General features: G+C 69.5%; 14 protein-coding genes and 3 pseudogenes. 8 read left to right on the top strand and 9 right to left on the bottom strand.

Annotated elements, in window-relative coordinates:
* Positions 1-31: 31 nt before the first annotated feature.
* Positions 32-135: pseudogene (locus KHF85_RS01165) on the bottom strand (c-type cytochrome); the annotation flags it as partial.
* An 88-nt stretch (positions 136-223) separates the two neighbouring features.
* On the opposite strand from KHF85_RS01165, the gene KHF85_RS01160 reads away from it, so the two are divergent.
* Complete coding sequence (locus KHF85_RS01160) at positions 224-634, top strand: MerC domain-containing protein (protein WP_284568197.1); 411 nt, start codon at positions 224-226, stop codon at positions 632-634.
* Positions 635-826: 192 nt separating this feature from the next.
* Here the strand turns inward: KHF85_RS01160 and KHF85_RS01155 are convergent, their stop codons facing one another.
* From KHF85_RS01155 to KHF85_RS01145, 3 genes are all read right to left on the bottom strand, one after another.
* Complete coding sequence (locus KHF85_RS01155) at positions 827-2,554, bottom strand: ExeM/NucH family extracellular endonuclease (protein WP_284568196.1); 1,728 nt, start codon at positions 2,552-2,554, stop codon at positions 827-829.
* 94 nt (positions 2,555-2,648) lie between these two features.
* Entirely contained in the window at positions 2,649-3,167 is a 519-nt protein-coding gene (locus tag KHF85_RS01150; protein ID WP_053114211.1) for a c-type cytochrome, read from the bottom strand.
* Between the two features lie 259 nt (positions 3,168-3,426).
* Positions 3,427-4,044, bottom strand: a complete 618-nt coding sequence (locus KHF85_RS01145) for a TetR/AcrR family transcriptional regulator (protein ID WP_009574648.1) — start codon at positions 4,042-4,044, stop codon at positions 3,427-3,429.
* A 133-nt stretch (positions 4,045-4,177) separates the two neighbouring features.
* Between KHF85_RS01145 and KHF85_RS01140 the strand changes: the two genes are divergently transcribed.
* The 5 genes and pseudogenes from KHF85_RS01140 (at position 4,178) to KHF85_RS01125 (ending at position 10,983) form a co-directional block, all read left to right on the top strand.
* Positions 4,178-5,341 (top strand): isovaleryl-CoA dehydrogenase, encoded by a 1,164-nt coding sequence (locus KHF85_RS01140; protein WP_284568195.1) that lies wholly within the window; start codon positions 4,178-4,180, stop codon positions 5,339-5,341.
* A 127-nt stretch (positions 5,342-5,468) separates the two neighbouring features.
* Positions 5,469-7,079, top strand: a complete 1,611-nt coding sequence (locus KHF85_RS01135; protein ID WP_284568194.1) for a carboxyl transferase domain-containing protein — start codon at positions 5,469-5,471, stop codon at positions 7,077-7,079.
* A 972-nt stretch (positions 7,080-8,051) separates the two neighbouring features.
* Positions 8,052-9,728, top strand: a pseudogene (locus tag KHF85_RS01130) (acetyl-CoA carboxylase biotin carboxylase subunit); the annotation flags it as partial.
* A 45-nt stretch (positions 9,729-9,773) separates the two neighbouring features.
* Positions 9,774-10,040: pseudogene (locus tag KHF85_RS20555) on the top strand (acetyl-CoA carboxylase biotin carboxyl carrier protein subunit); the annotation flags it as partial.
* 208 nt (positions 10,041-10,248) lie between these two features.
* A complete protein-coding gene (locus KHF85_RS01125) occupies positions 10,249-10,983 on the top strand; it encodes a DUF6065 family protein (RefSeq protein ID WP_284568192.1) in 735 nt (244 codons plus the stop codon).
* Between the two features lie 279 nt (positions 10,984-11,262).
* On the opposite strand, the gene KHF85_RS01120 is transcribed toward KHF85_RS01125, so the two are convergent.
* The 5 genes from KHF85_RS01120 to KHF85_RS01100 form a co-directional block, all read right to left on the bottom strand.
* The gene (locus KHF85_RS01120; RefSeq protein ID WP_284566813.1) at positions 11,263-12,189 is read right to left on the bottom strand and encodes an IS110 family RNA-guided transposase; all 927 of its coding nucleotides are present in this window, start codon (positions 12,187-12,189) and stop codon (positions 11,263-11,265) included.
* 348 nt (positions 12,190-12,537) lie between these two features.
* Positions 12,538-13,146, bottom strand: a complete 609-nt coding sequence (locus tag KHF85_RS01115) for an excalibur calcium-binding domain-containing protein (RefSeq protein ID WP_284568191.1) — start codon at positions 13,144-13,146, stop codon at positions 12,538-12,540.
* Between the two features lie 31 nt (positions 13,147-13,177).
* Positions 13,178-13,447, bottom strand: coding sequence for a hypothetical protein (locus KHF85_RS01110; RefSeq protein ID WP_284568190.1), 270 nt, complete (start codon positions 13,445-13,447; stop codon positions 13,178-13,180).
* 483 nt (positions 13,448-13,930) lie between these two features.
* On the bottom strand, positions 13,931-14,275 hold the full coding sequence (locus KHF85_RS01105) for a hypothetical protein (RefSeq protein ID WP_284568189.1): 345 nt from the start codon (positions 14,273-14,275) through the stop codon (positions 13,931-13,933).
* A 150-nt stretch (positions 14,276-14,425) separates the two neighbouring features.
* A complete protein-coding gene (locus tag KHF85_RS01100) occupies positions 14,426-17,122 on the bottom strand; it encodes a bifunctional acetate--CoA ligase family protein/GNAT family N-acetyltransferase (RefSeq protein WP_284568188.1) in 2,697 nt (898 codons plus the stop codon).
* Between the two features lie 599 nt (positions 17,123-17,721).
* On the opposite strand from KHF85_RS01100, the gene yedA reads away from it, so the two are divergent.
* Both yedA and rarD read left to right on the top strand, forming a co-directional pair.
* Positions 17,722-18,627, top strand: coding sequence for a drug/metabolite exporter YedA (yedA, locus tag KHF85_RS01095; protein WP_284568187.1), 906 nt, complete (start codon positions 17,722-17,724; stop codon positions 18,625-18,627).
* The gene (gene rarD, locus KHF85_RS01090; RefSeq protein WP_284568186.1) at positions 18,624-19,535 is read left to right on the top strand and encodes an EamA family transporter RarD; all 912 of its coding nucleotides are present in this window, start codon (positions 18,624-18,626) and stop codon (positions 19,533-19,535) included. Before yedA ends, rarD begins: the two co-directional genes overlap by 4 nt.
* The last annotated feature ends 389 nt before the right edge of the window (positions 19,536-19,924 follow it).

The following is a 19,924-nucleotide window of genomic DNA, read 5'->3' as shown; positions in this document are numbered from 1 at the left end:
GGCAGCAGCCGCCAAGGGCATTTCGCGTTGCCAACATCCAGCACACCGTGGCTGGATTTGGGCTTGGGTCAGCGCAGGATTGCCGCCCTTGGGCGGCATGATCGCGCTATCGGCACCGCTGTGGCCTTCAACGGCAGCAGCACATCCAGCAATCGCTGTGCGATGCGTTCGCGGCCTGGACTAAATGTTACTATGTAACACAATAGCCCGCGAGTCGCCGCCCATGAAATCCCTGCCCCAGCCCTTCTTCGACGCCTCCGCGGTGCTGCTGTCGGCGCTGTGCCTGGCGCACTGCCTGGCCCTGCCCTTGCTGGCCGCGACGCTGCCCCTGTTCGGGGTGTGGGCGCAGGCCGAGTGGGTGCATGGGCTGTTCGTGGCGATCGCGCTGCCGCTGGCGGGGCTGGCGCTATGGCGCGCACAGCGGCAGCGTCCGCTGCCGTGGCCGTTGTGGACGATGGCCGGGCTGGGCCTGTGCGGATTGCTGGCCGGCGCGACCGGATTTCCCAGCGCGCAGGCCGAAACCCCGGTCACCGTGGCCGGCAGCCTGCTGCTGGCGAGCGCGCACCTGTGGAACTGGCGGCGCAACGGGCATCGGCATGCGTCGCCGGGATTGGGAATTCGGGATTCGGGATGACCCGCCATTCGGCTGTTGAAACGCAGAGATCGGCAACAGCGGGGGGACGCGCGACCTGGGAGACCGCGCCTCTGCTTGCGCATCAGGACCCCACCCAGTAGCACCATCCGTTATTCCAAGAGCCGAACTGAACGCAGCCGCGCTCGGCGAAAGTCGCAGCCCTCCGCTTCGACGAATCCCGAATCCCGGCTCTCAGAGTTCGAAGCCCAGCAGCAACGGGGCGTGATCGGAGCTGCGCCACGGGCCGGGCAGATTGCGTTCGCGGTAGCCGTCGGCGTCGGGCGCGTCGGCGTTGACGTGCCATTCGGCCGCGCCGCGCAGCTGCGGCGCCAGCGCCGGACTCAGCAGGGCGTGGTCGAGGCGGCCGCTCAGGCCACGATAGATGAAACTGTAGGGCTGCTCGACCTGCGCCCGCGCCAGCGCATCGCGCCAGCCGGCGTCGCGCAGCAGGCGCAGCGGGTCTTCCATCGCATAGGCGTTGAAGTCGCCGAGCAGCACGCTGGCGCGGCTGCCGCTGCCGGTCGGATCGGTGCGCAGCCACGCGTCCAGGCGCCGCGCCGAATCGGTGCGGGTGGCGTTCCAGCAGCCCTGGCCATCGCCGCGGTCGGCATCGTCGCCGCTCGCCTCGCCGCAGCCCTTGGACTTGAAGTGGTTGGCGACGACCACGAACGGCGGCCCATTGCCGCGCCGGAACGCCTGCGCCAGCGGCACCCGGCTGTGCGCGGCGAACGGGCCGCCTTCCAGCACCGCCGGCTTGCCGACCGGGCTGACCCGCGAGGCGCGGTAGATCAGCCCGACCCGGATCGGGTTGTCGCCCGGGCCGCGCCCGGCATCGACGAAGCGCCAGTCGCCGCCGTCGCCGGCATTGAGCGCGGCGACCAGCGTGGCGATCGCCGAGCTCGGGCCGTCGCCGTCGTTCTCCAGTTCCATCAGCGCGGCGACGTCGGCCTGCAGCGGGCGAATGGTGGCGACCAGCTTGGCCAGCTGCGCCTGGAACTCGGCCGCATTGCGTGCGCCGCGCAGGGTCGGGAAGCCGCCGCCGCGGCCGTCGCCGTTGAAGAAGTTCTCCAGATTGAACGCGGCCACGCGCAGCGTGCCGGCGACCTGCGGCGGCGCCGGTACCGGCGGCGCGGTCAGCTGCAGCGGTGCGGTCGGATACAGCCGCGCCGCGCCCTCGACCACGCCGCCGACGATGCCTTCCACGCCCTGCAGCGTGGTGCCGGCGCGCGGCGCGGCGGCGGCCTCGCCGGCGCCCAGATAGGCGGGCAGGCTGTCGGGCGCATGCGCGCCGGCTTCGCCCAGCAGCAGCAGGCGCCGCGCGTTGTCGGCGCTCGCCGCGACCTGCTCGGCGCTGCCCGGCGCGGCGATCTCGCTGGGTTGCCACAAGCGTCCGCCGAAGGCGACGCCGAGTTCGCCGGCCTTGGCCAGCGCGTCGGTATCGACCACGGTCAGCGGCGCGTCGATGCGCACGCGCATGCCGGCCAGCGCCGACCAGTCCGCCGGCGCGGCGTCGAGCACCTGCAGCGGCAGCGGCTGCGCGCGCGCCAGCACGGTGTGGCCGGCGGCGCGCACGCTGCGCCCGGCGAACGGCGTGCCAGCCGACGCCAGGCTCGCCGCGCGCCGCGGCGCCAGTTCGCCCCAGACCCGCACCCGGTCGCCCGGCGCCAGCGTGGCGTCGGCGTCGCCCTGCACCAGCAGCGCGTCGGCGGTGAGCGGATCGCCATCGCCGGCGTCCTGCACCAGATAGGCGTCTCCGCCGACCTGCACGCGCGCGGTGACCACGCCTTCGAACACCACGCCCTGCGCGCTGTCGGCCGGGCGCAGCTGCCCGATCGGGACCATCGGCGGCGGCGTCAACGCATGCGCGGCGGGCGCGCCGGCCAGCAGCAGCAACGACAATAGCGGGGGCAACAGGCGCATGCGATCACGCTCCTTAGTGCGCCGGCATGCGGCCGGCATCGAACACGAACGCGCCGCCCGCAGGCGGCGCTGGAAACCCGCAAGCCGCGCGCGCTTACTTCAGGTTGGACAGCATCCAGTCCACCGTGGCGTGGACCTGCGCTTCGCTGAGCGCCGGATTGCCGCCCTTGGGCGGCATGATCCCGCCATCGGGGCCGGTGTAGCCCTCGATCGCGTGCTTGTACAGCGTGTCCTTGCCTTGCGCGATGCGCGCATCCCAATGCGCATGGTCCAGGGTCGGCGCCTTGCCGACGCCGGTGGTGTGGCAGGCGGTGCACAGGTTGTTGAAGATCACCTTGCCGTCGGTGGTGCCGCCGTAGGCGACCTGCGCCGAGGCCTTGGCCAGCGCCGCCGCCTGCGCGGCGGCCTGCGCTGCGGCGCCTGTGCTGCCGGCATAGACCGCGCCCGCCGGGGCGATGCGTTCCTCGGTGCGCTTGAGCGCCACCGGCGAGACCTCCGGCGGAATCGATCCGTGCAAATACGCAGCGAACGCGATCAGTCCGAGCGTGATGATGGCCAACAGGCCGAGCACCAACGAGAACCTCTTGAGGAATTCGAGGTCGTAATTCCGCACATCACACCCCTTTGGCACGTGGTGACCGGACCACCGCTACGCAGCCGAGTATAGCCAGCGTTTGCCGCGCACGGCAGTCCGGCGCGGCGTCCAATCGCAGACGGTGCGTGCTGCATCGCAGCAGTTTTGCGGCGCGCCGGGAGACGCCATCGGCCATATGGCTGTTTCCATGCGCTGCCGGGGGCGCAGCCGCGTACCGCGACCGCGTCGTCCTGCACGCGGCCGTGTCGGCGCCGACACTGCGCTACGCAAGCGCGGCCTATCCGGTCTGCGCGCTGCCGACCGCGCGCAGGCAGAAACCGCATACCGCCTCGACCAGGCGGTGGCTGTCGCGCGGGCCGTCGCGGCTGGGCGCGGTCGGCCCGACCAGGGCTTCGGTGTAGGCGCCGACCAGGCAGGCCGCGGCCGCGTCCAGGTCCTGCGCCGGGAATTCGCCGGCGGCCACGCCGTCGGCGAGGATGCCCTTGAACAGATCGCCGAACAGGCGCCGGCAGCGGATGCGCTCGGCGTCCACCTCCGGCTCCACCGGCTCGGCGATGAAGGCGTAGGCCAGTCCCGGCCCGGCCAGCGCGCGACGCACGAACGAGGCGATCGCCGCGCGCAGGCGCTGCGCCGCCGGCGCCGGTTCGGCGGCGATGCCGCGCAGGATCGCCAGCTCGTGGTCCACCGCCGCGGTCAGCACTTCCACGAACAGCTCGGCCTTGGACGGGAAGTGGCGGTAGATCAGCCCGGTGGACACCCCCGCCTCGGCCGCCACCGCGGTGACCGGCGCGCCGCGGAAACCGCCGGCGGCGACCAGCCGCCGCGCCGCCAGCAGGATCCGCTGGCGGTTGCCGGCAAGGCGTTCTTCCATCAGCGCGGAGCGTTTGTAGGCCATGGGGTGATTCTAGGTTCAATTAATGAATTATTGTTCACTTCTTCGCCGTTCCCGGCTACGCTGGGGTCCATTCCCCGGCGCCGCCTGGATTCTAGGCGTCCCGTCCGCTGCACGCCTGCCTCCGGAGCCCGCCATGCTGATGCCGTCGTTGAATTTCGAACTGGGCGAGGACATCGACCTGCTGCGCGACACGGTGGCCGCCTTCGCCGCGCGCGAGATCGCGCCGCTGGCCGAGCAGGCCGACCGCGACAACGCGTTCCCGGCGCCGCTGTGGCGCAAGCTCGGCGAGCAGGGTTTGCTCGGGCTGACCGTGGAGGAGGAGTACGGCGGCAGCGCGATGGGCTACCTGGCGCATGTGGTGGCGATGGAGGAGATCTCGCGTGCCTCCGGCGCGATCGGCCTGTCCTACGGCGCGCATTCGAACCTGTGCGTGAACCAGCTGCGCAAAAACGGCAGCGCCGCGCAGAAGGCGCGCTACCTGCCCCGGCTGTGCAGCGGCGAGCACGTCGGCGCGCTGGCGATGAGCGAGCCGGGCGCCGGTTCGGACGTGGTTTCGATGAAGCTGCGCGCCGAACTGCGCGGCGACCGCTACGTGCTCAACGGCAACAAGATGTGGATCACCAACGGCCCCGACGCCGACGTGCTGGTGGTCTATGCCAAGACCGACCCGGCCGGCGGCGCGCGCGGCATCACCGCTTTCATCGTCGAAAAGGGCATGCCGGGTTTCAGCACCGCGCAGAAGCTGGACAAGCTCGGCATGCGCGGCTCCAACACCTGCGAACTGGTGTTCCAGGACTGCGCCGTGCCGGTGGAGAACGTGCTCGGCAGCGTCGGCGGCGGCGTGCGCGTGCTGATGTCGGGCCTGGACTACGAGCGGCTGGTGCTGTCCGGCGGCCCGCTGGGGCTGATGGCCGCGGCGATGGACGTGGTAATGCCGTACGTGCACGAGCGCCGCCAGTTCGGCGAGGCGATCGGCAACTTCCAGCTGATCCAGGGCAAGCTGGCCGACATGTACGTGGGCCTCAACGCCTGCCGCGCCTATGTGTACGCGGTGGCGCGCGCCTGCGACGCCGGCCGCACCACCCGCCAGGACGCCGCCGGCGCGATCCTGTACGCGGCCGAGAAGGCGACCTGGCTGACCGGACAGGCGATCCAGGTGCTCGGCGGCAACGGCTACATCAACGACTACCCGACCGGACGCCTGTGGCGCGACGCCAAGCTGTACGAGATCGGCGCCGGCACCTCGGAGATCCGCCGCATGCTGATCGGCCGCGAATTGTTCGAGCGGACCAAGTGATGCGATGCGCAGTGATGTGATGCGCTTCGTGTAGGAGCGGCTTCAGCCGCGACACGCTCCCGGTACAGTGTCGCGGCTGAAGCCGCTCCTACACGGAGTCTCTTTTCCTCCTTTCGATGGCCCTGCCATGAGCGTGATCCAGACCCAGTTGCAACCCGGCAGCGATGCCTTCGCCGCCAATGCCGCGGCGCTGCGCGCGGTGGTCGACGACCTGCAGCAGACCCAGGCGCGCATCGCCCAGGGCGGCAGCGCCGCGGCGCGTGCCAAGCACCAGGCGCGCGGCAAGCTGTTGGCGCGCGCGCGCATCGACGCGCTGCTCGACCCGGGCAGCGCGTTCCTGGAAATCGCCCCGCTCGCCGCGCTGGGCCTGTACGCCGACGAGGTGCCGTGCGCCGGCGTGGTGGCCGGCATCGGCCGCGTGTCCGGGGTGGAATGCGTGATCGTCGCCAACGACGCCACGGTCAAGGGCGGCACCTATTACCCGATGACGGTGAAGAAGCATCTGCGCGCGCAGGAAATCGCGCAGCAGAACCGGCTGCCGTGCATCTACCTGGTCGATTCCGGCGGCGCGTTCCTGCCGCTGCAGGACGAGGTGTTCCCGGACCGCGACCATTTCGGCCGCATCTTCTACAACCAGGCCAACCTGTCGGCGCAGGGCATCGCCCAGATCGCCTGCGTGATGGGTTCGTGCACCGCCGGCGGCGCCTATGTGCCGGCGATGAGCGACGAGACGGTGATCGTGCGCGAGCAAGGCACCATCTTCCTCGGCGGCCCGCCGCTGGTGAAGGCGGCCACCGGCGAGGAGGTCAGCGCCGAGGAACTGGGCGGCGCCGACGTGCACACGCGCATCTCCGGCGTGGCCGACCATTTCGCCGACAACGACCTGCAGGCGCTGGCGCGGGTGCGCGCGATCGTGGCCCAGCTCAACTGGCGCAAGCCCGAGCCGGCGCTGGCGTTGCGCGCGCCGGAGCCGCCGCTGTATCCGGCCGAGGAGCTGTACGGGGTGATCCCGGCCGACCCGCGCAAGCCGTTCGACGTGCGCGAGGTGATCGCGCGGGTGGTCGACGGCTCGCGCCTGGACGAGTTCAAGGCGCGCTACGGCACCACCCTGGTCACCGGCTTCGCGCATCTGCACGGTTATCCGGTCGGTATCGTCGCCAACAACGGCATCCTGTTCTCCGAGTCGGCGCTGAAGGGCGCGCACTTCATCGAACTGTGCGCGCAGCGCGGCATCCCGCTGGTGTTCCTGCAGAACATCACCGGCTTCATGGTCGGGCGCAAGTACGAGCACGGCGGCATCGCCAAGGACGGGGCCAAGCTGGTGATGGCGGTGGCCTGCGCGAAGGTGCCCAAGTTCACGGTAGTGATCGGCGGTTCGTTCGGTGCCGGCAACTACGGCATGTGCGGCCGCGCGTATTCGCCGAATTTTTTGTGGATGTGGCCGAACGCGCGGATCGGGGTGATGGGCGGGGAGCAGGCGGCAAGCGTGCTGGCAACGGTGCGCCGCGACGGCATCGAGACCAAGGGCGGCAGTTGGTCGGCCGAGGACGAGGGCGCATTCAAGACGCCGATCCGCGAGCAGTTCGAGCGCCAGGGGCATCCGTATTACGCGAGTGCGCGGCTGTGGGACGACGGCATCATCGATCCGGCGCAGACGCGGCGGATGCTGGGGCTGGGACTGTCGGCGGCGTTGAACGCACCGGCGGAACCGACCCGATTCGGGGTGTTCCGGATGTGAGCGGGCGCGATCGCTCTGCTTTGCAAGCGCGACGGTCATTGGCCGCCATGCGCCGCATGGCCGAAAGAATCGCCTCGGCCTCTGCCGTTGCCTCTGCAGTTGCCGTTGCTGTTGCTGTTGCTGTTGCTTTGCTCTTGATCTACCGGGCCCCCTCGGCGCGGCAGGCGCGGCGGGCGAATACCCGAAGGGCGACGCGCAGGATGCGCGTCGTTTTTCGCTGGCACATGGGTGAGCCGGAGAAAGGCGAAGCACTGCTTCGCCCCGGCGAACGGGCAGGCGCCGTGAGGCGCCTGCCCTGGGCTTGGCCGCGTAGCGGACAAGTGCCATCGAAAAATGCCCGTCGTGCCTGCGGACCTGGAGCGCGAAGCGCGGAAGGCGCGCTGCGGGGTGTGCTTGACCAGCCTTCGGCTGTGGTAAAGCGCTTCTTTTGGTTACTTTTCTTTGCACAAGCAAAGAAAAGTGACCCGCGCCAGCGGAAGCTGTTGCTCTTGCTTCAAAGCTTCAAAAGCTCAATGCCAGAAGCAAGACAAAGGCAAAGGCTTTCGCCTTGCGGCGAGTCACTTTTCTTTGCTCGCGCAAAGAAAAGTAACCAAAAGAAGCGCTTTACCACAGCCGAAGGCTGGTCAAGCGCGCCCTGCCTCGCGCGCTCCGCGCTCCGCGCTCCGGGTCCGCGTCCATGACGGGGATTCGCGGAAGGGGCATCCTGCTCCTGCCGCGAACGGCGCACATCCATGTGCGCCGCCCCTTCGGGGTTTTTCCCCGCCATGGCCGCCGCTTCGGAAGGGAACCCGATAAGTCAAAAGCAATGGCAACAGCCAAAGCAACAGCAACCGCAACCGCAACCGCAACCGCAAACGCAACAGCAACAGCAACCGCAACAGCAACAGCAACAGCAACAGCAACAGCAACAGCAACAGCAAGACACGACACCCCTTTTCCAGGCAACTGACCATGGCCACGCCCAACCTGCCGATGTTCGACAAGATCCTGATCGCCAATCGCGGCGAGATCGCCTGCCGGGTGATCGCCACCTGCCGCAAACTCGGCATCGCCAGCGTCGCCGTCTACTCCGATGCCGACCGCGACGCCCGCCATGTGCGCCTGGCCGACGCAGCCATCCACATCGGCCCCGCCCCCGCGCGCGACAGCTACCTGCGCGGCAAACGCATCCTCGACGCCGCCCACGCCAGCGGCGCCCAGGCGATCCATCCCGGCTACGGCTTCCTATCCGAGAACGCCGAGTTCGCAGAGGCCTGCGCCGCGCGCGGCATCGTGTTCATCGGCCCGCCGCCGGCAGCGATCCGCGCCATGGGCGACAAGAGCGCGGCCAAGGCGCTGATGCATGCCGCCGGCGTGCCGCTGACCCCGGGCTACCACGGCGAACGCCAGGAGCCGGCGTTCCTGCGCGAACAGGCCGACGCCATCGGCTATCCGGTGCTGATCAAGGCCAGTGCCGGCGGCGGCGGCAAGGGCATGCGCCGGGTCGATCGCAGCGAGGACTTCGTCGCCGCGCTGGCCGCCTGCCAGCGCGAAGCGCAGGCCGCGTTCGGCAACGCCCACGTGCTGGTCGAGAAATACGTGCTGCGGCCGCGGCATATCGAGATCCAGGTGTTCGGCGATACGCATGGCGAAATGGCCTACCTGTTCGAACGCGATTGCTCGGTGCAACGCCGCCACCAGAAGGTATTGGAAGAGGCTCCGGCGCCGGGCATGAGCGCCGAACGCCGCGCCGCGATGGGCCAGGCCGCGGTGGAAGCGGCGCGCGCGGTCGGCTATGTCGGCGCCGGCACGGTGGAGTTCATCGTCGCGCCCGACGGCGCGTTCTACTTCATGGAAATGAACACGCGGCTGCAGGTAGAACATCCGGTCACCGAGTGCATCACCGGCACCGATCTGGTCGAGTGGCAGCTGCGTGTGGCCGCCGGCCAGCCGCTGCCCAGACGCCAGCATGAGCTGGCGATCCGCGGCCATGCGCTGGAGGCGCGGCTGTACGCCGAGGATCCAGCGCGCGGCTTCCTGCCCTCGACCGGCACGCTGCAGCATCTGCGCCTGCCGGCGGCGGATGCGCACACCCGCGTCGATGCCGGTGTCGAACAGGGCGACGTCATCGGCCCGCACTACGACCCGATGATCGCCAAGCTGATCGTCTGGGACGAGACCCGCGAACGTGCACTGCGGCGCATGCAGGCGGCGCTGGCGGCGTGCCAGGTGGTCGGCGTGGCCACCAATGCCGCGTTCCTGCAGCGCCTGATCGGCACCGCTGCGTTCGCCGGCGCCGATCTGGACACGGCGCTGATCGAGCGCGAGCATGCGGCGCTGTTCGAAACCGCGCCGGCCACCGCCGAGCCGACCTGGAGCCTGGCCGCGCTGGCCTGGCTGCTGCACGAGCGCAGCGAGGCCGCGCAGCCCAGCGACCCGCATTCGCCCTGGGACCTGCGCGACGGCTGGCGGCTGGGCGAACCCGCGCCGCGCAGCTTGATCCTGCAACAGGGCGATGCGCGCCGCACGCTGCGCGCGGCGGCGACCGACGCAGGCTGGCGCATCCACGACAACGCGACCGACGCCGTGCTCCTCGCCACCGGCAGCTTGCAGGACGGGCGCTTGCTGGCACAGCTCGATGTGCACCGCGTGCACGCCGACGCGGTGTTCGCCGGCAGCCGCCTGCATCTGTTCGTCGCTGGCCAGGCGCACTCGTTCGACCTGCACGATCCAGTCGCCGAGGCCGACCAGCCGATCGCCGAGGCCGGCGGGCTGACCGCGCCGATGCCCGGCCGCGTCGTCGCGCTGCTGGTCGCGCCCGGCACCCGCGTGGCGCGCGGCACGGCGTTGCTGGTGCTGGAGGCGATGAAGATGGAGCACACCCTGCAGGCCCCCGCCGACGGCGTGGTGCACGGCTACCGTGTGCGCGAGGGCGAGCTGGTCGGCGACGGCGTGGCGCTGCTGGAATTCGAAGCGGACTGAGCACGGGTCCACGCGCCGGAGCACCGCGCACGCCCTGCAACGCAGGCACCTTCTGCTTCGCAGCATCGACCGCGCACGACCGCGCTGCGGTGCGCGGCCGCGACCAGCCGCGACCGACCGCAGCGAGCGCACTGCGGCAACCGTGCACGGTCGCCAGGCCGGCGCGGACGCGTCACACTCGGCGCATCCCTCAGCCAAGCCCGCCGCCATGAAACTCACCGCCCACGTTCTCGATGGCCATACCCTCGACGTGCGCCCGGCGCCGCGCGAGCGGCCGTGGATGGACCGCACCGACCAGCGCTACGCCTACCGCTGCCTGCCGCTGGACATCGCCAACGCGCACGGCTGGGAGCTGCTGTGCCAGAGCGGATTCGAGGCCGAATGGAGCGGCGGCAACGCGCTCGACGCCATCCGCCTCCACCCCGACGCCGGCAGCAACGCGCCAGCGGTCAGCCATTTCGGCTACGGCGTGCTCACCTTCCACGTGCCCTGCCTGTTCCGTACCGAGCCGGGCATGGATCTGTATGTGACCGCGCCGGTCAACCGGCCCAAGGACGGCATCGCCGGGCTGACTGGCCTGATCGAGACCGACTGGAGTCCGTACACCTTCACCATGAACTGGCAGTTCACCCGTCCGGGACGCGTGCGTTTCGACGCCGGCGAGCCGTTCTGCCACTTCTTCCCTGTGCAGCGGCAGGTGCTGGCCGAGACCGAACCGCGCTGGCAACCGCTATCGCAGACGCCGGAACTGGAGCGCGACTATCAGGCCTGGATGCGCAGCCGCGGCCAGTTCCTGCACGATCTGGAGCAAGACGATCCAGAGGCCAGGCGCGAAGGCTGGCAGCGCAGCTATTTCCGCGGCCCGGCGCCGGGGCAGTGCCCGGCTGGGGTCGAGCATCGGGTCAAATTGCGCTTGGCGCCGTTCACCCGCGACGAGGACTGAGCTCGCTTCGGAGCATCGCCGAGGGGATGCCGCTGCCGATCCATGTGCCGAATGCGCTTCGATTCGGATGTGGGCGGTTCGCTCGTGCAAGCGCCACTGCGCTGCGAACAACGACCATCCAAGGCGCTTTGCCCTTGTCATGCGCGACAGGCAGCCTCGAACCAAAGGCCGCGACGCTGACCGGCGTCGTCAGCTCCATCGCTGCGTTCGTCGCGGCTGAAGCCGCTCCTACAGAACGTGCGGTCGCGGGCTATGTGCACTGTAGGAGCAACTGTCTTCTCATCCGATAACCTCACGCCATGGTGTGCGATCTCGTGCCATGGCGTTGAGTCGGATAAGCAGCACGCGCATGCATGCGGTGATGGCGACCTTGGCGGGCTTGCCGCGTGCCCGTAACTGTTGATAACGCTCCTTGAAGGAGGCTTGAGTGCGCACAACGCTCCAACAGGCCATGTACAGCACTCGTCGGATCGTGGCACGCCCGCCGCGGATGCGGCGTTTGCCACAGTGCTGCCCGCTGTCCACGTTGTAGGGAGCCAGGCCGACCAGGGCCGCGATCTGGCGACGATCCAGCGTCCCCAGTTCGGGCAGATAGGCCATCAGGCTGGCGGTGGTGACCTCGCCGATGCCCGGGACCGTGCCCAGGGCGTGCGCCAGCGCATCGTCGAGCTGGCACCGCACCTGCTTGATCGCCTGGTTCATCCGCTGGATACGGCGGCGCACGTCGCCGATCTGCTCGATCAGGCACGCGCGCACCATGGCCAGGGTCGCCTGATGCAAGCGACGGCGCTCGTCGTCACGTTGCTGGACCAGTTGCTCGCGGCGCTGGACCAGCATGCGCAGTTGCTCACGCAAGGGATCGGGAGCCGGCGCGGGCGCTTGCACCAGGTGAGCCATGCGCGCCAGCAAGGCCGCATCCAGCGGATCGGTCTTGGCGGTTGTGCCCAAGGCCGTGGCGAAAGCGCGTGCCCGGCGCGGATTGATCCGGGTCACCGGGATCCCTGCCGTGGCCAGTGCCGTCATCACCGCCCGTTCGTAGCCGCCGGTGGCCTCCAGCAGCGCGTTGCCGACGCAGTGCCCGGCAAGGTGGTCGCACAGGCGCTGGTGGCCCTGGGCGGTATTGGGAAAGGACAGCAACTGGTCCAGGGGAAGCACGTGGACGGCCAAGGTGTCCTTGGCCACATCGATACCGATCCAAAGAGGCATAAGCGTTAGGTAGACTGGGGGACAGGAGAGAGCCACCTCGTCGCTGCCCACGCTTGTGAAGTTCGAGCGAACGCTCGTTCAACTGTTCGGGCTAGGCAACGAGGTCGATGTGCGGCCGCCCTGGCTCCTACACGTGCTTGAACACTACGGCCTGTCGGCGTGCCGCACATCGCTCTCCACTCAAACTGTAGAGCAATCTCCAGACACAAGCGGCTTCAGCGGCGACCTCCGTCAAACATCGCCACCTCCCGCCGGTACGGTTGCAGCAAGCTGCCGCGACTGAAGATCCGACGCCACCGAGAAGTTGCTTTCTCAACGCCGCCTCCGAACTACCCAATGGAAGGGCGGCTAATGACACCACTGCCGCTCGCACGGCACGCCGTCGTGGTTGCCGTCCATCTGCACGCCAGGGCAGTTGCGCAGGAAATAGGTCGCTTCCTCGCATGAGGTCATCTGTGCGCAGTGGGTGCGTCCGTCGCACTGGAAGTGCTGAGCGGGTGCCGCTGCCGCGGGTATGGCCTGCGCTGTTGCTGTCGGTGTGGCCGGTGCAATGGAAGTGGGTGCAGTGGCCGCACTCGATGTCCTCGGCACGGCTACGCTCGGCGTCGGCGTGGCCGCGAAGCGCGGCGCAATCAGCAAATACGCACAGGCGCCAATGCCGATCACCAGCAGCACCGCGAGCACGCGGCCGAACGCGCTGCCGGAAGGTGCGTCAGCCGCGGCGCGGCGCGCCGGCGTGGTCGGCGCGCGTCCGGGACGCATCACCCGCACCGCGCGCGGCCGTCCTTCCGCATCCTGTTCCAAATCGAACGAAATCAACTCGCCCAGCCGCGGACGCGCGCCATCGCACGGGGACGCGGCGATGTGCACGACTATCTCGCCATCGCCATGCGCCGAGCGTACGAAGCCGATGCCCCGCTCATCGTCCCACTTGATCAACGTTCCGTGTGTGCGCATGGGACCACCTCGAAGCGAACCCTATTCCTGTCTACCGCCGACAATAACGTGGACGATGCCCGGTTGCGGCCATCGCCGCACACCATGCCACGACCCACAGCGCCGAGCGCTGCAGGCGTGCCATCAAGACCAGCCCCAGTGCCCCCACCAGCAGATCCGGCGGACTGCGGATGCCGTCGCGCCATGGCAAGCCGTACAGCGCCGCAGCCAGCAAGCCGACGACCGCGGCGTTGAGTCCCGCCAGCGCCTGCCACAGCCGCAATGCCGCACCCAAGGCCAACGGACACCGCTGCCAGCGCAAGTGCCGCCTCCGCGCGCGGAGCGATGCCGCTCCCGGCGTTCGCTCCCAGGTAAGCGGCCAGCGCGAACATCGGCCCGGCATCGCCTGTACTGCCCCATCGCCGGCGAGCGCTGGCGTGCACGGCACCGGCACCGCGGCGCTACAACTGTCTACTCATTGCCTCGGGACAATCGGCTAGAGTCGAAATGGTCGAGCAACACGACGGATCGCACGATGGACGCGTATCCACGTACGACGCCTTGGCTGGCCCCGCGCGGCAGCATCATCGCCCGCCCCGCAGCATTCTCCCCCGATGCTGCCTGCCACGCCCGCGCGTTTGCTGTGCGCTCGACATCGTTGCAGCGCCATGGAATGCATGCCGGGCGGGGTGTCTTGCCCCGCCTGGCGTGCGGCGTTTTGCTCAATGTCAGGAGCGTGAGGAAGGATCTGCTTCAAACGGATATTTCCCCTGGCCGCTTTAGTTACTGGCCCCTTTAAGTTAGATCAGCGTGCATTGCTGGCCCCTTTACGAAAGCATAGCCCAATCATTGCCAATCCAAAGCCAGCCAGAAGCACGAACATGGCATAGAGCACAAGCACGATCGCCCAGTATTGCAAAGGATCTTGCGCCAAGCCGGCGTGGATATCTCCGGCGTACCTGCTATTGAAGCGGACATAACCAGACTGGAGCGCGGGGCGTAGTGCATAGCCCCCCAGTGCGCCCAAGACCGATATGAAACAGCCGCCGGCAATGAAGATCAGCGGCCTGCGTTGCGCTGGCTGGAGTGTGCTTGCGACATATGCCGCTGCCAATGCAGCAAAAGGAAGGAACGCGATCGCCATCAACATAGGCACTGCTCGATTCTCCTTGACTCTTGGCGTCTTCGCTGGACGCCAACTTCCCTGGGATGGATTGGCGACTTCCAGCCAATCCGCACCGTCGCGTCTTTTGCACATCGCCACTGCGCGCAAAAACCGGACACGCGACTTAGCGCCCCCTCACCCCTTCCCCACCGGCAACACCACATCCATCAGCGTCGCATCTTCCGGGTCCGGGGTGGCCTTGAAGCCCAGGTGTTCGCACATCGCCAGCATGGTGCGGTTCTCGCGCAGGACCTGGCCTTCGACGACGTTGAGGCCGAGCCAGCCGGCGTATTCGATCATGATCCGCATCAGCTGCCAGCCGATGCCGTGGCCCTTGAGGTCGGAGCGGATCAGGATGCCGTATTCGCCGCGGTCGTAGTCGGCGTCGGCGTGCAGGCGCACCGCGCCGAGCATGTCGCCGGTCTTGGGTTCGATCGCCACCAGGGCGATCGAGCGGGCGTAGTCGAGCTGGGTCAGGCGGGCGATGAATTCGTGGCTGAAGTGCTTCACCGCCTGGAAGAAGCGCAGGCGCAGGTCTTCGTCGGTGACGCGGGCGAAGAAGCTGCGGAACAGCGCGTCGTCTTCCGGGCGCACCGGGCGCACCAGGGCGGTGCCGCCGTCGTTGAGCGCGATGCGCCGCTCCCATTCCTTGGGATACGGGAAGATCGCAAAGCGCGGGTGGCCGCGGCCCTTGTGCAGGCGCCGCGACGGCGCCACCGCCACGCGGGCGTCCACCGCGATCACGCCGTCGCGGTCGGCCAGCAGCGGGTTGATGTCCAGCTCGCGGATCTCCGGCAGGTCGGCGGCCAGCTGCGCGAGCTTGACCAGCACCATCGCCACCGCGCGCTCGTCGGCCGCAGGCACGTCGCGGTAGGCCTTGAGGATGCGGCTGACGCGGGTGCGGCCGATCAGTTCGTGGGCCAGGCGCAGGTCCAGTGGCGGCAGCGCCAGCGCCTTGTCGTCGATCACTTCCACTGCGGTACCGCCGCGGCCGAACACGATCACCGGGCCGAAGGTGGGGTCGTCGGCGATGCCGGCGATCAGTTCGCGCGCCTTCGGCCGCAGCAGCGTGGGCTGCACCAGCACGCCGTCGATGCGCGCGTCGGGACGCGCGGCGCGCGCGCGGGCCAGGATGCCTTCGGCGGCGTCCTGCACCGCCTGCGCGCTGACCAGGTTCAAACGCACGCCGTCCACGTCGGACTTGTGCGGGATGTCGGCCGAATGGATCTTCACCGCGACCGCCAGGCCGTCGGCCAGCATCGGTGCCGCTGCCAGTGCGGCGTCGGCGGCGCTGGCGGCATGCACCACCGGCGCGGTGGGAATGCCGTAGGCGGCGAGCAGGCGGGTGGTGGCCAACGGATCCAGCCAGGTCTGGCCGGCGGCCAGTGCGGCATCGACGATGCCGCGCGCGGCGGCCGCATCGAACACGAAATCCTCGGGCAGGCTGGGCGGGGTCTCCATCAGCGCCGCCTGCGCTTCGCGGTAGCGCACCAGGTGCATGAAGCCGCGCACTGCGTCGGCCTCGGTGGCGTAGGTGGGAATATGCGCGGCGTTGAGCGCGGCGGTGGCGCTTTCGTCGTTGCCGAGCCACACCGCGAACACCGGCTTGTCGCGATGGTGGCGCGGGCGCAGGCCCAGGGTGCGGGTCAACGCCTGCGCGGCGTCGGCCGAGGAGGTGAACGCGGTCGGCACGTTGACCACCAGCACCGCGTCGTTCTCCGGATCGGCCAGCAGCGCTTCGGCGGCGGCGGCGTAGCGCTCGCCGTCGGCATCGACCACGATGTCCACCGGGTTGGCGTGCGACCACTCCTGCGGCAGCGCCTGCTCCAGGCGTTGCAAGGTCTGCGGCGACAGCGCGGCCAGTGTGCCGCCGAGGTCGGCGAGCTTGTCCACCGCCAGGCGGCCGACGCCGCCGCCGTTGCTGAGGATGGCCAGGCGGCGGCCGGGGAAGGTGCTGAGCCGGCCCAGGGTCTCGGCCGCGGCGAACAGCTCGTCCAGCGCGCGCACGCGCAGCAGGCCGGCGCGGGCGAAGGCGGCGCCGTAGACCGCATCGGAACTGGCCAGCGCCTGCACGTGGGTGTCGGCATTGGGATCGATGCGCAGCTGGCGGCCGGACTTCACCACCACCACCGGTTTGGCGCGCGCCGCGGCTCGCGCGGCGGACATGAACTTGCGCGCGTCGTGGATGTGTTCGACGTACAGCAAGATCGCGCGCGTGCGGTAGTCGGTGGCGAAGTAGTCGAGCAGGTCGCCGAAGTCCACGTCCAGCGCGTCGCCCAGCGACACCACCGCGGAGAAGCCGACCGAACGCGCCACGCCCCACTCCACCAAGGCGGCGGCGATGGCGCTGGATTCGGAGATCAGCGCCAGATCGCCCGGCTGCGGGCAGTGCGCGGCGATGCTGGCGTTGAGCTTGGCGTGCGGAGCGATCACGCCCAGGCAATGCGGGCCGAGGATGCGCAGGCCCTTGGCGCGCGCGGCCGCTTCGACCCGCGCCGCGGCCGAGCCCGGGCCTTCGCCCAGGCCCGCGGTGAGGATGATCGCCGCGGCGACGCCGCGCCGCGCGGCGATGGCGACGATGCGCGGCACGATCCGCGCCGGCGCGGTGATGACCACCAGGTCCGGCACCCACGGCAAATCGGTGAGCCGGCGCACGGTGGGCACGCCGTCGATCTCGCGGTAGCGCGGGCTGACCCAGCCGATCTGCCCGGGAAACCCGGCCGCGCGCAGGTTGCGCACCACCGCGCGCCCGGCCGAGCGCTCGCGCGGACTGCCGCCGACGATGGCGACCGAGGCGGGGCGGAACACGGACTGCAGGTGGTAGGTGCTCATGGCGGGCGCGGGCGGGCAAGCGGTGCGCCAACGGTACACGGGTGATGCTGGCGTGGGGATGATCGGGGCATGTGGACGCGCCGCGGCCTGCCACGTCGCGGCTTCGGCCGGTGCGGGAAAGGCGGTAGGTTGCGGCGTGCACGCGTCGGGGGTGAAGCCACGCCCACGGCGCATCCTCGGCCTATCGCAGGGATTTCGCGCGTGGCTGCTGCCGTTCTTGTAGCAGGGGCTTCAGTCCCGACAGACACTGAAACCTGCCAGCGGTGCCGCTTCGTTGGTCGCGGCTGAAGCTCCTACACAAAGGGCTTGCGACCCGCGTGCCGGGTGCACTGTGGGAGGGACTTCAGTCCCGACGCGGACCAGCCTGCCGGCGTGGCGCGGGGCTTCGACGGGCCGACGTCGCCATGACTGCTCCTGCGCGGAAAGCGCGTGCGCTGTCACGATCGGAGATCGCGCATGCGTCGTCGATGCGTCGCGCACAGGGCGCGTGCGCCGCATGCAAAACAGCGTGCTGCGCGTGCCGTGTCGTCTTGCGGTGCTGTCGCTGGTCGCCGCCGCTGGCCTAGAATCCCTATCCACACCGCCCGGTCTTTCTGCGCATGTCGTCGTCCCCGCCTTCTCCCGTCGCCGCCGTACCCACGCGTGGCGGTTTCGTGGTCCTTGCGCTGCTGCTGGTCTACGTGGTCTGGGGCTCGACCTATCTGGCGATCCGCTTCGCGCTGGAGGGCGGCATCCCGCCGCTGAGCATGGTCTCGGGACTGCGCTTCGTGGTCGCCGGTTCGCTGCTGTACGCGGTGCTGCGCTGGCGCGGCGTGGCCGCGCCGACCCGGGCGCAATGGGGGGCGCTGACGGTGCTCGGCGCGTTGCTGCTGTTGTGTGGCAACGGCCTGGTGGTGCTGGCCGAGCGCCAGGTGTCATCGGGCCTGGCCGCGGTCGCGCTGGCGTCGGTGCCTTTGTGGATGGCGTTGTTCGGCGCATTGCGCGGGCAGCACGCCAGCCGCGGCGAATGGCTGGGCATCGTGGTCGGGTTTGCCGGCGTGCTGTGGCTCAATGCCGGCAGCAGCCTCAGCGCCAGTCCCAAGGGCCTGGTGCTGCTGTTGATCGCGGCGATCGGCTGGGCGTTCGGCTCGGTGTGGTCGCGCGGACGCGATCTGCCGATGCCGTTCATGGCCGCGGCCGGGCAGATGCTGTGCGGCGGCGTGCTGCTGGTCGCCACCGGCCTGCTGAGCGGCGAACGCGCGCATGCCTGGCCGACGCCGCACGCGTTGATGGCAGTCGCCTACCTGTGCGTGTTCGGCTCGATCGTGGCGTTCACCGCCTACGTGTGGTTGCTGCAGAACGTGCGCCCGGTGCTGGCCGGCAGCTATGCCTACGTCAATCCGGTAATCGCGGTGGCGCTGGGCAGCTGGCTCGGCGCCGAGCGCTTCACTACCAGCGACCTGTGCGCGATGGCGGTGATCCTGGCCGGCGTGGTGGTCATCACCGTGGCGCGGACCCGCCGATGACCGCTACCGAACAGGACACGCGGCGCGGGCTGCTGATCACCGCATTGACCTTCGTGCTGTGGGGCGTGGTGCCGGTGTACTGGCATCTGCTCAAGGCGGTGCCGTCGGTGCACATCATCGTCCATCGCATCGTCTGGAGCACGCTGCTGGTGGTGGGTTGGCTGCTGTACCGCACGCGCTTGCAGTGGTGGCGCAGCATCGCCGCGCAGCCGCGTGCGCTGGGCATCCTGGCCTTGAGCAGCGTGGCGATCGCGTCCAACTGGAGCCTGTACATCTGGGCGATCAACGCCGGCCATGTGATCGAGGCCAGCCTGGGCTATTTCATCAATCCGCTGGTCAACGTGCTGCTCGGCGTGCTGGTGCTGAAGGAGCGGTTGCGCCCCTTGCAGTGGCTGGCGGTGGCGTGCGCGACGCTGGGCGTGGCCTGGCTCACCGTCGATGCCGGTGCGCTGCCGTGGATCGCGCTGAGCCTGGCCGCCTCGTTCGGGCTGTACGGCCTGCTGCGCAAGCTGGTGCAGGTGGATGCGGTGGCCGGGCTGGGCGTGGAGAGCCTGTACCTGTTCCTGCCGGCGCTGGGTTTCGTGCTGTGGGGCGAGAGCGGCCACGGCGGCGGTTTCGCCGACGGCTGGGGCTGGCGCAACGATCTGCTGCTGGTGTTCGGCGGCGTGGTCACCGCGGTGCCGCTGATCGGCTTCGCCTACGGCGTGCGGCGCATTCCGCTGTCGCTGGTCGGGTTGCTGCAGTACATCGCGCCGAGCCTGCAGTTGCTGCTCGGGGTGTGGTTCTTCCGCGAGCCGTTCGACAGCGGCAAGGCGATCGGCTTCGCCGCGATCTGGGTCGGGCTGCTGCTGTTCGCGGGCGAGAGCCTGTGGCGCTCGGGTTGGGGGCGGCGCCGCGGCGGTGGGTAATCGCGGCCGCGCAGTGCGCGTTTGACCTGTAGGAGCGGCTTCAGCCGCGACGAGCGAAGTCGGGAACCGCACCGCCCTCGGACACTCTCTGTCGGGACTGAAGTCCCTCCCACAGTGCACCCGGCACGCGGGTCGCAAGCCCTTTTGTAGGAGCGGCTTCAGCCGCGACGAGCGAAGTTGGGAACCGCACCGCCCTCGGACACTCTCTGTCGGGACTGAAGTCCCTCCCACAGTGCACCCGGCACGCAGGTCGCAAGCCCTTTTGTAGGAGCGGCTTCAGCCGCGACGAGCGGAGTCGGGAACCGCACCGCCCTCGGACACTCTCTGTCGGGACTGAAGTCCCTCCTACAGTGCACCCGGCACGCGGGTCGCAAGCCTTTTGTAGGAGC

The organism is Xanthomonas graminis pv. graminis (assembly GCF_030168915.1).
Classification (GTDB): domain Bacteria; phylum Pseudomonadota; class Gammaproteobacteria; order Xanthomonadales; family Xanthomonadaceae; genus Xanthomonas_A; species Xanthomonas_A translucens.
The sequence above is the reverse complement of the archived record's forward strand: the minus strand, read 5'-3'. Positions and strand labels throughout refer to the sequence as shown.

Coding starts and splice junctions, on each gene's coding strand:
- KHF85_RS01145 (WP_009574648.1), bottom strand. CDS start 4,044: ATGGCCTACAAACGCTCCGCGCTGATGGAAGAACGCCTTGCCGGCAAC.
- yedA (WP_284568187.1), top strand. CDS start 17,722: ATGTCGTCGTCCCCGCCTTCTCCCGTCGCCGCCGTACCCACGCGTGGC.
- rarD (WP_284568186.1), top strand. CDS start 18,624: ATGACCGCTACCGAACAGGACACGCGGCGCGGGCTGCTGATCACCGCA.
- KHF85_RS01115 (WP_284568191.1), bottom strand. CDS start 13,146: ATGCGCACACACGGAACGTTGATCAAGTGGGACGATGAGCGGGGCATC.
- KHF85_RS01160 (WP_284568197.1), top strand. CDS start 224: ATGAAATCCCTGCCCCAGCCCTTCTTCGACGCCTCCGCGGTGCTGCTG.
- KHF85_RS01120 (WP_284566813.1), bottom strand. CDS start 12,189: ATGCCTCTTTGGATCGGTATCGATGTGGCCAAGGACACCTTGGCCGTC.
- KHF85_RS01155 (WP_284568196.1), bottom strand. CDS start 2,554: ATGCGCCTGTTGCCCCCGCTATTGTCGTTGCTGCTGCTGGCCGGCGCG.
- KHF85_RS01105 (WP_284568189.1), bottom strand. CDS start 14,275: ATGTTGATGGCGATCGCGTTCCTTCCTTTTGCTGCATTGGCAGCGGCA.
- KHF85_RS01125 (WP_284568192.1), top strand. CDS start 10,249: ATGAAACTCACCGCCCACGTTCTCGATGGCCATACCCTCGACGTGCGC.
- KHF85_RS01140 (WP_284568195.1), top strand. CDS start 4,178: ATGCTGATGCCGTCGTTGAATTTCGAACTGGGCGAGGACATCGACCTG.
- KHF85_RS01135 (WP_284568194.1), top strand. CDS start 5,469: ATGAGCGTGATCCAGACCCAGTTGCAACCCGGCAGCGATGCCTTCGCC.
- KHF85_RS01100 (WP_284568188.1), bottom strand. CDS start 17,122: ATGAGCACCTACCACCTGCAGTCCGTGTTCCGCCCCGCCTCGGTCGCC.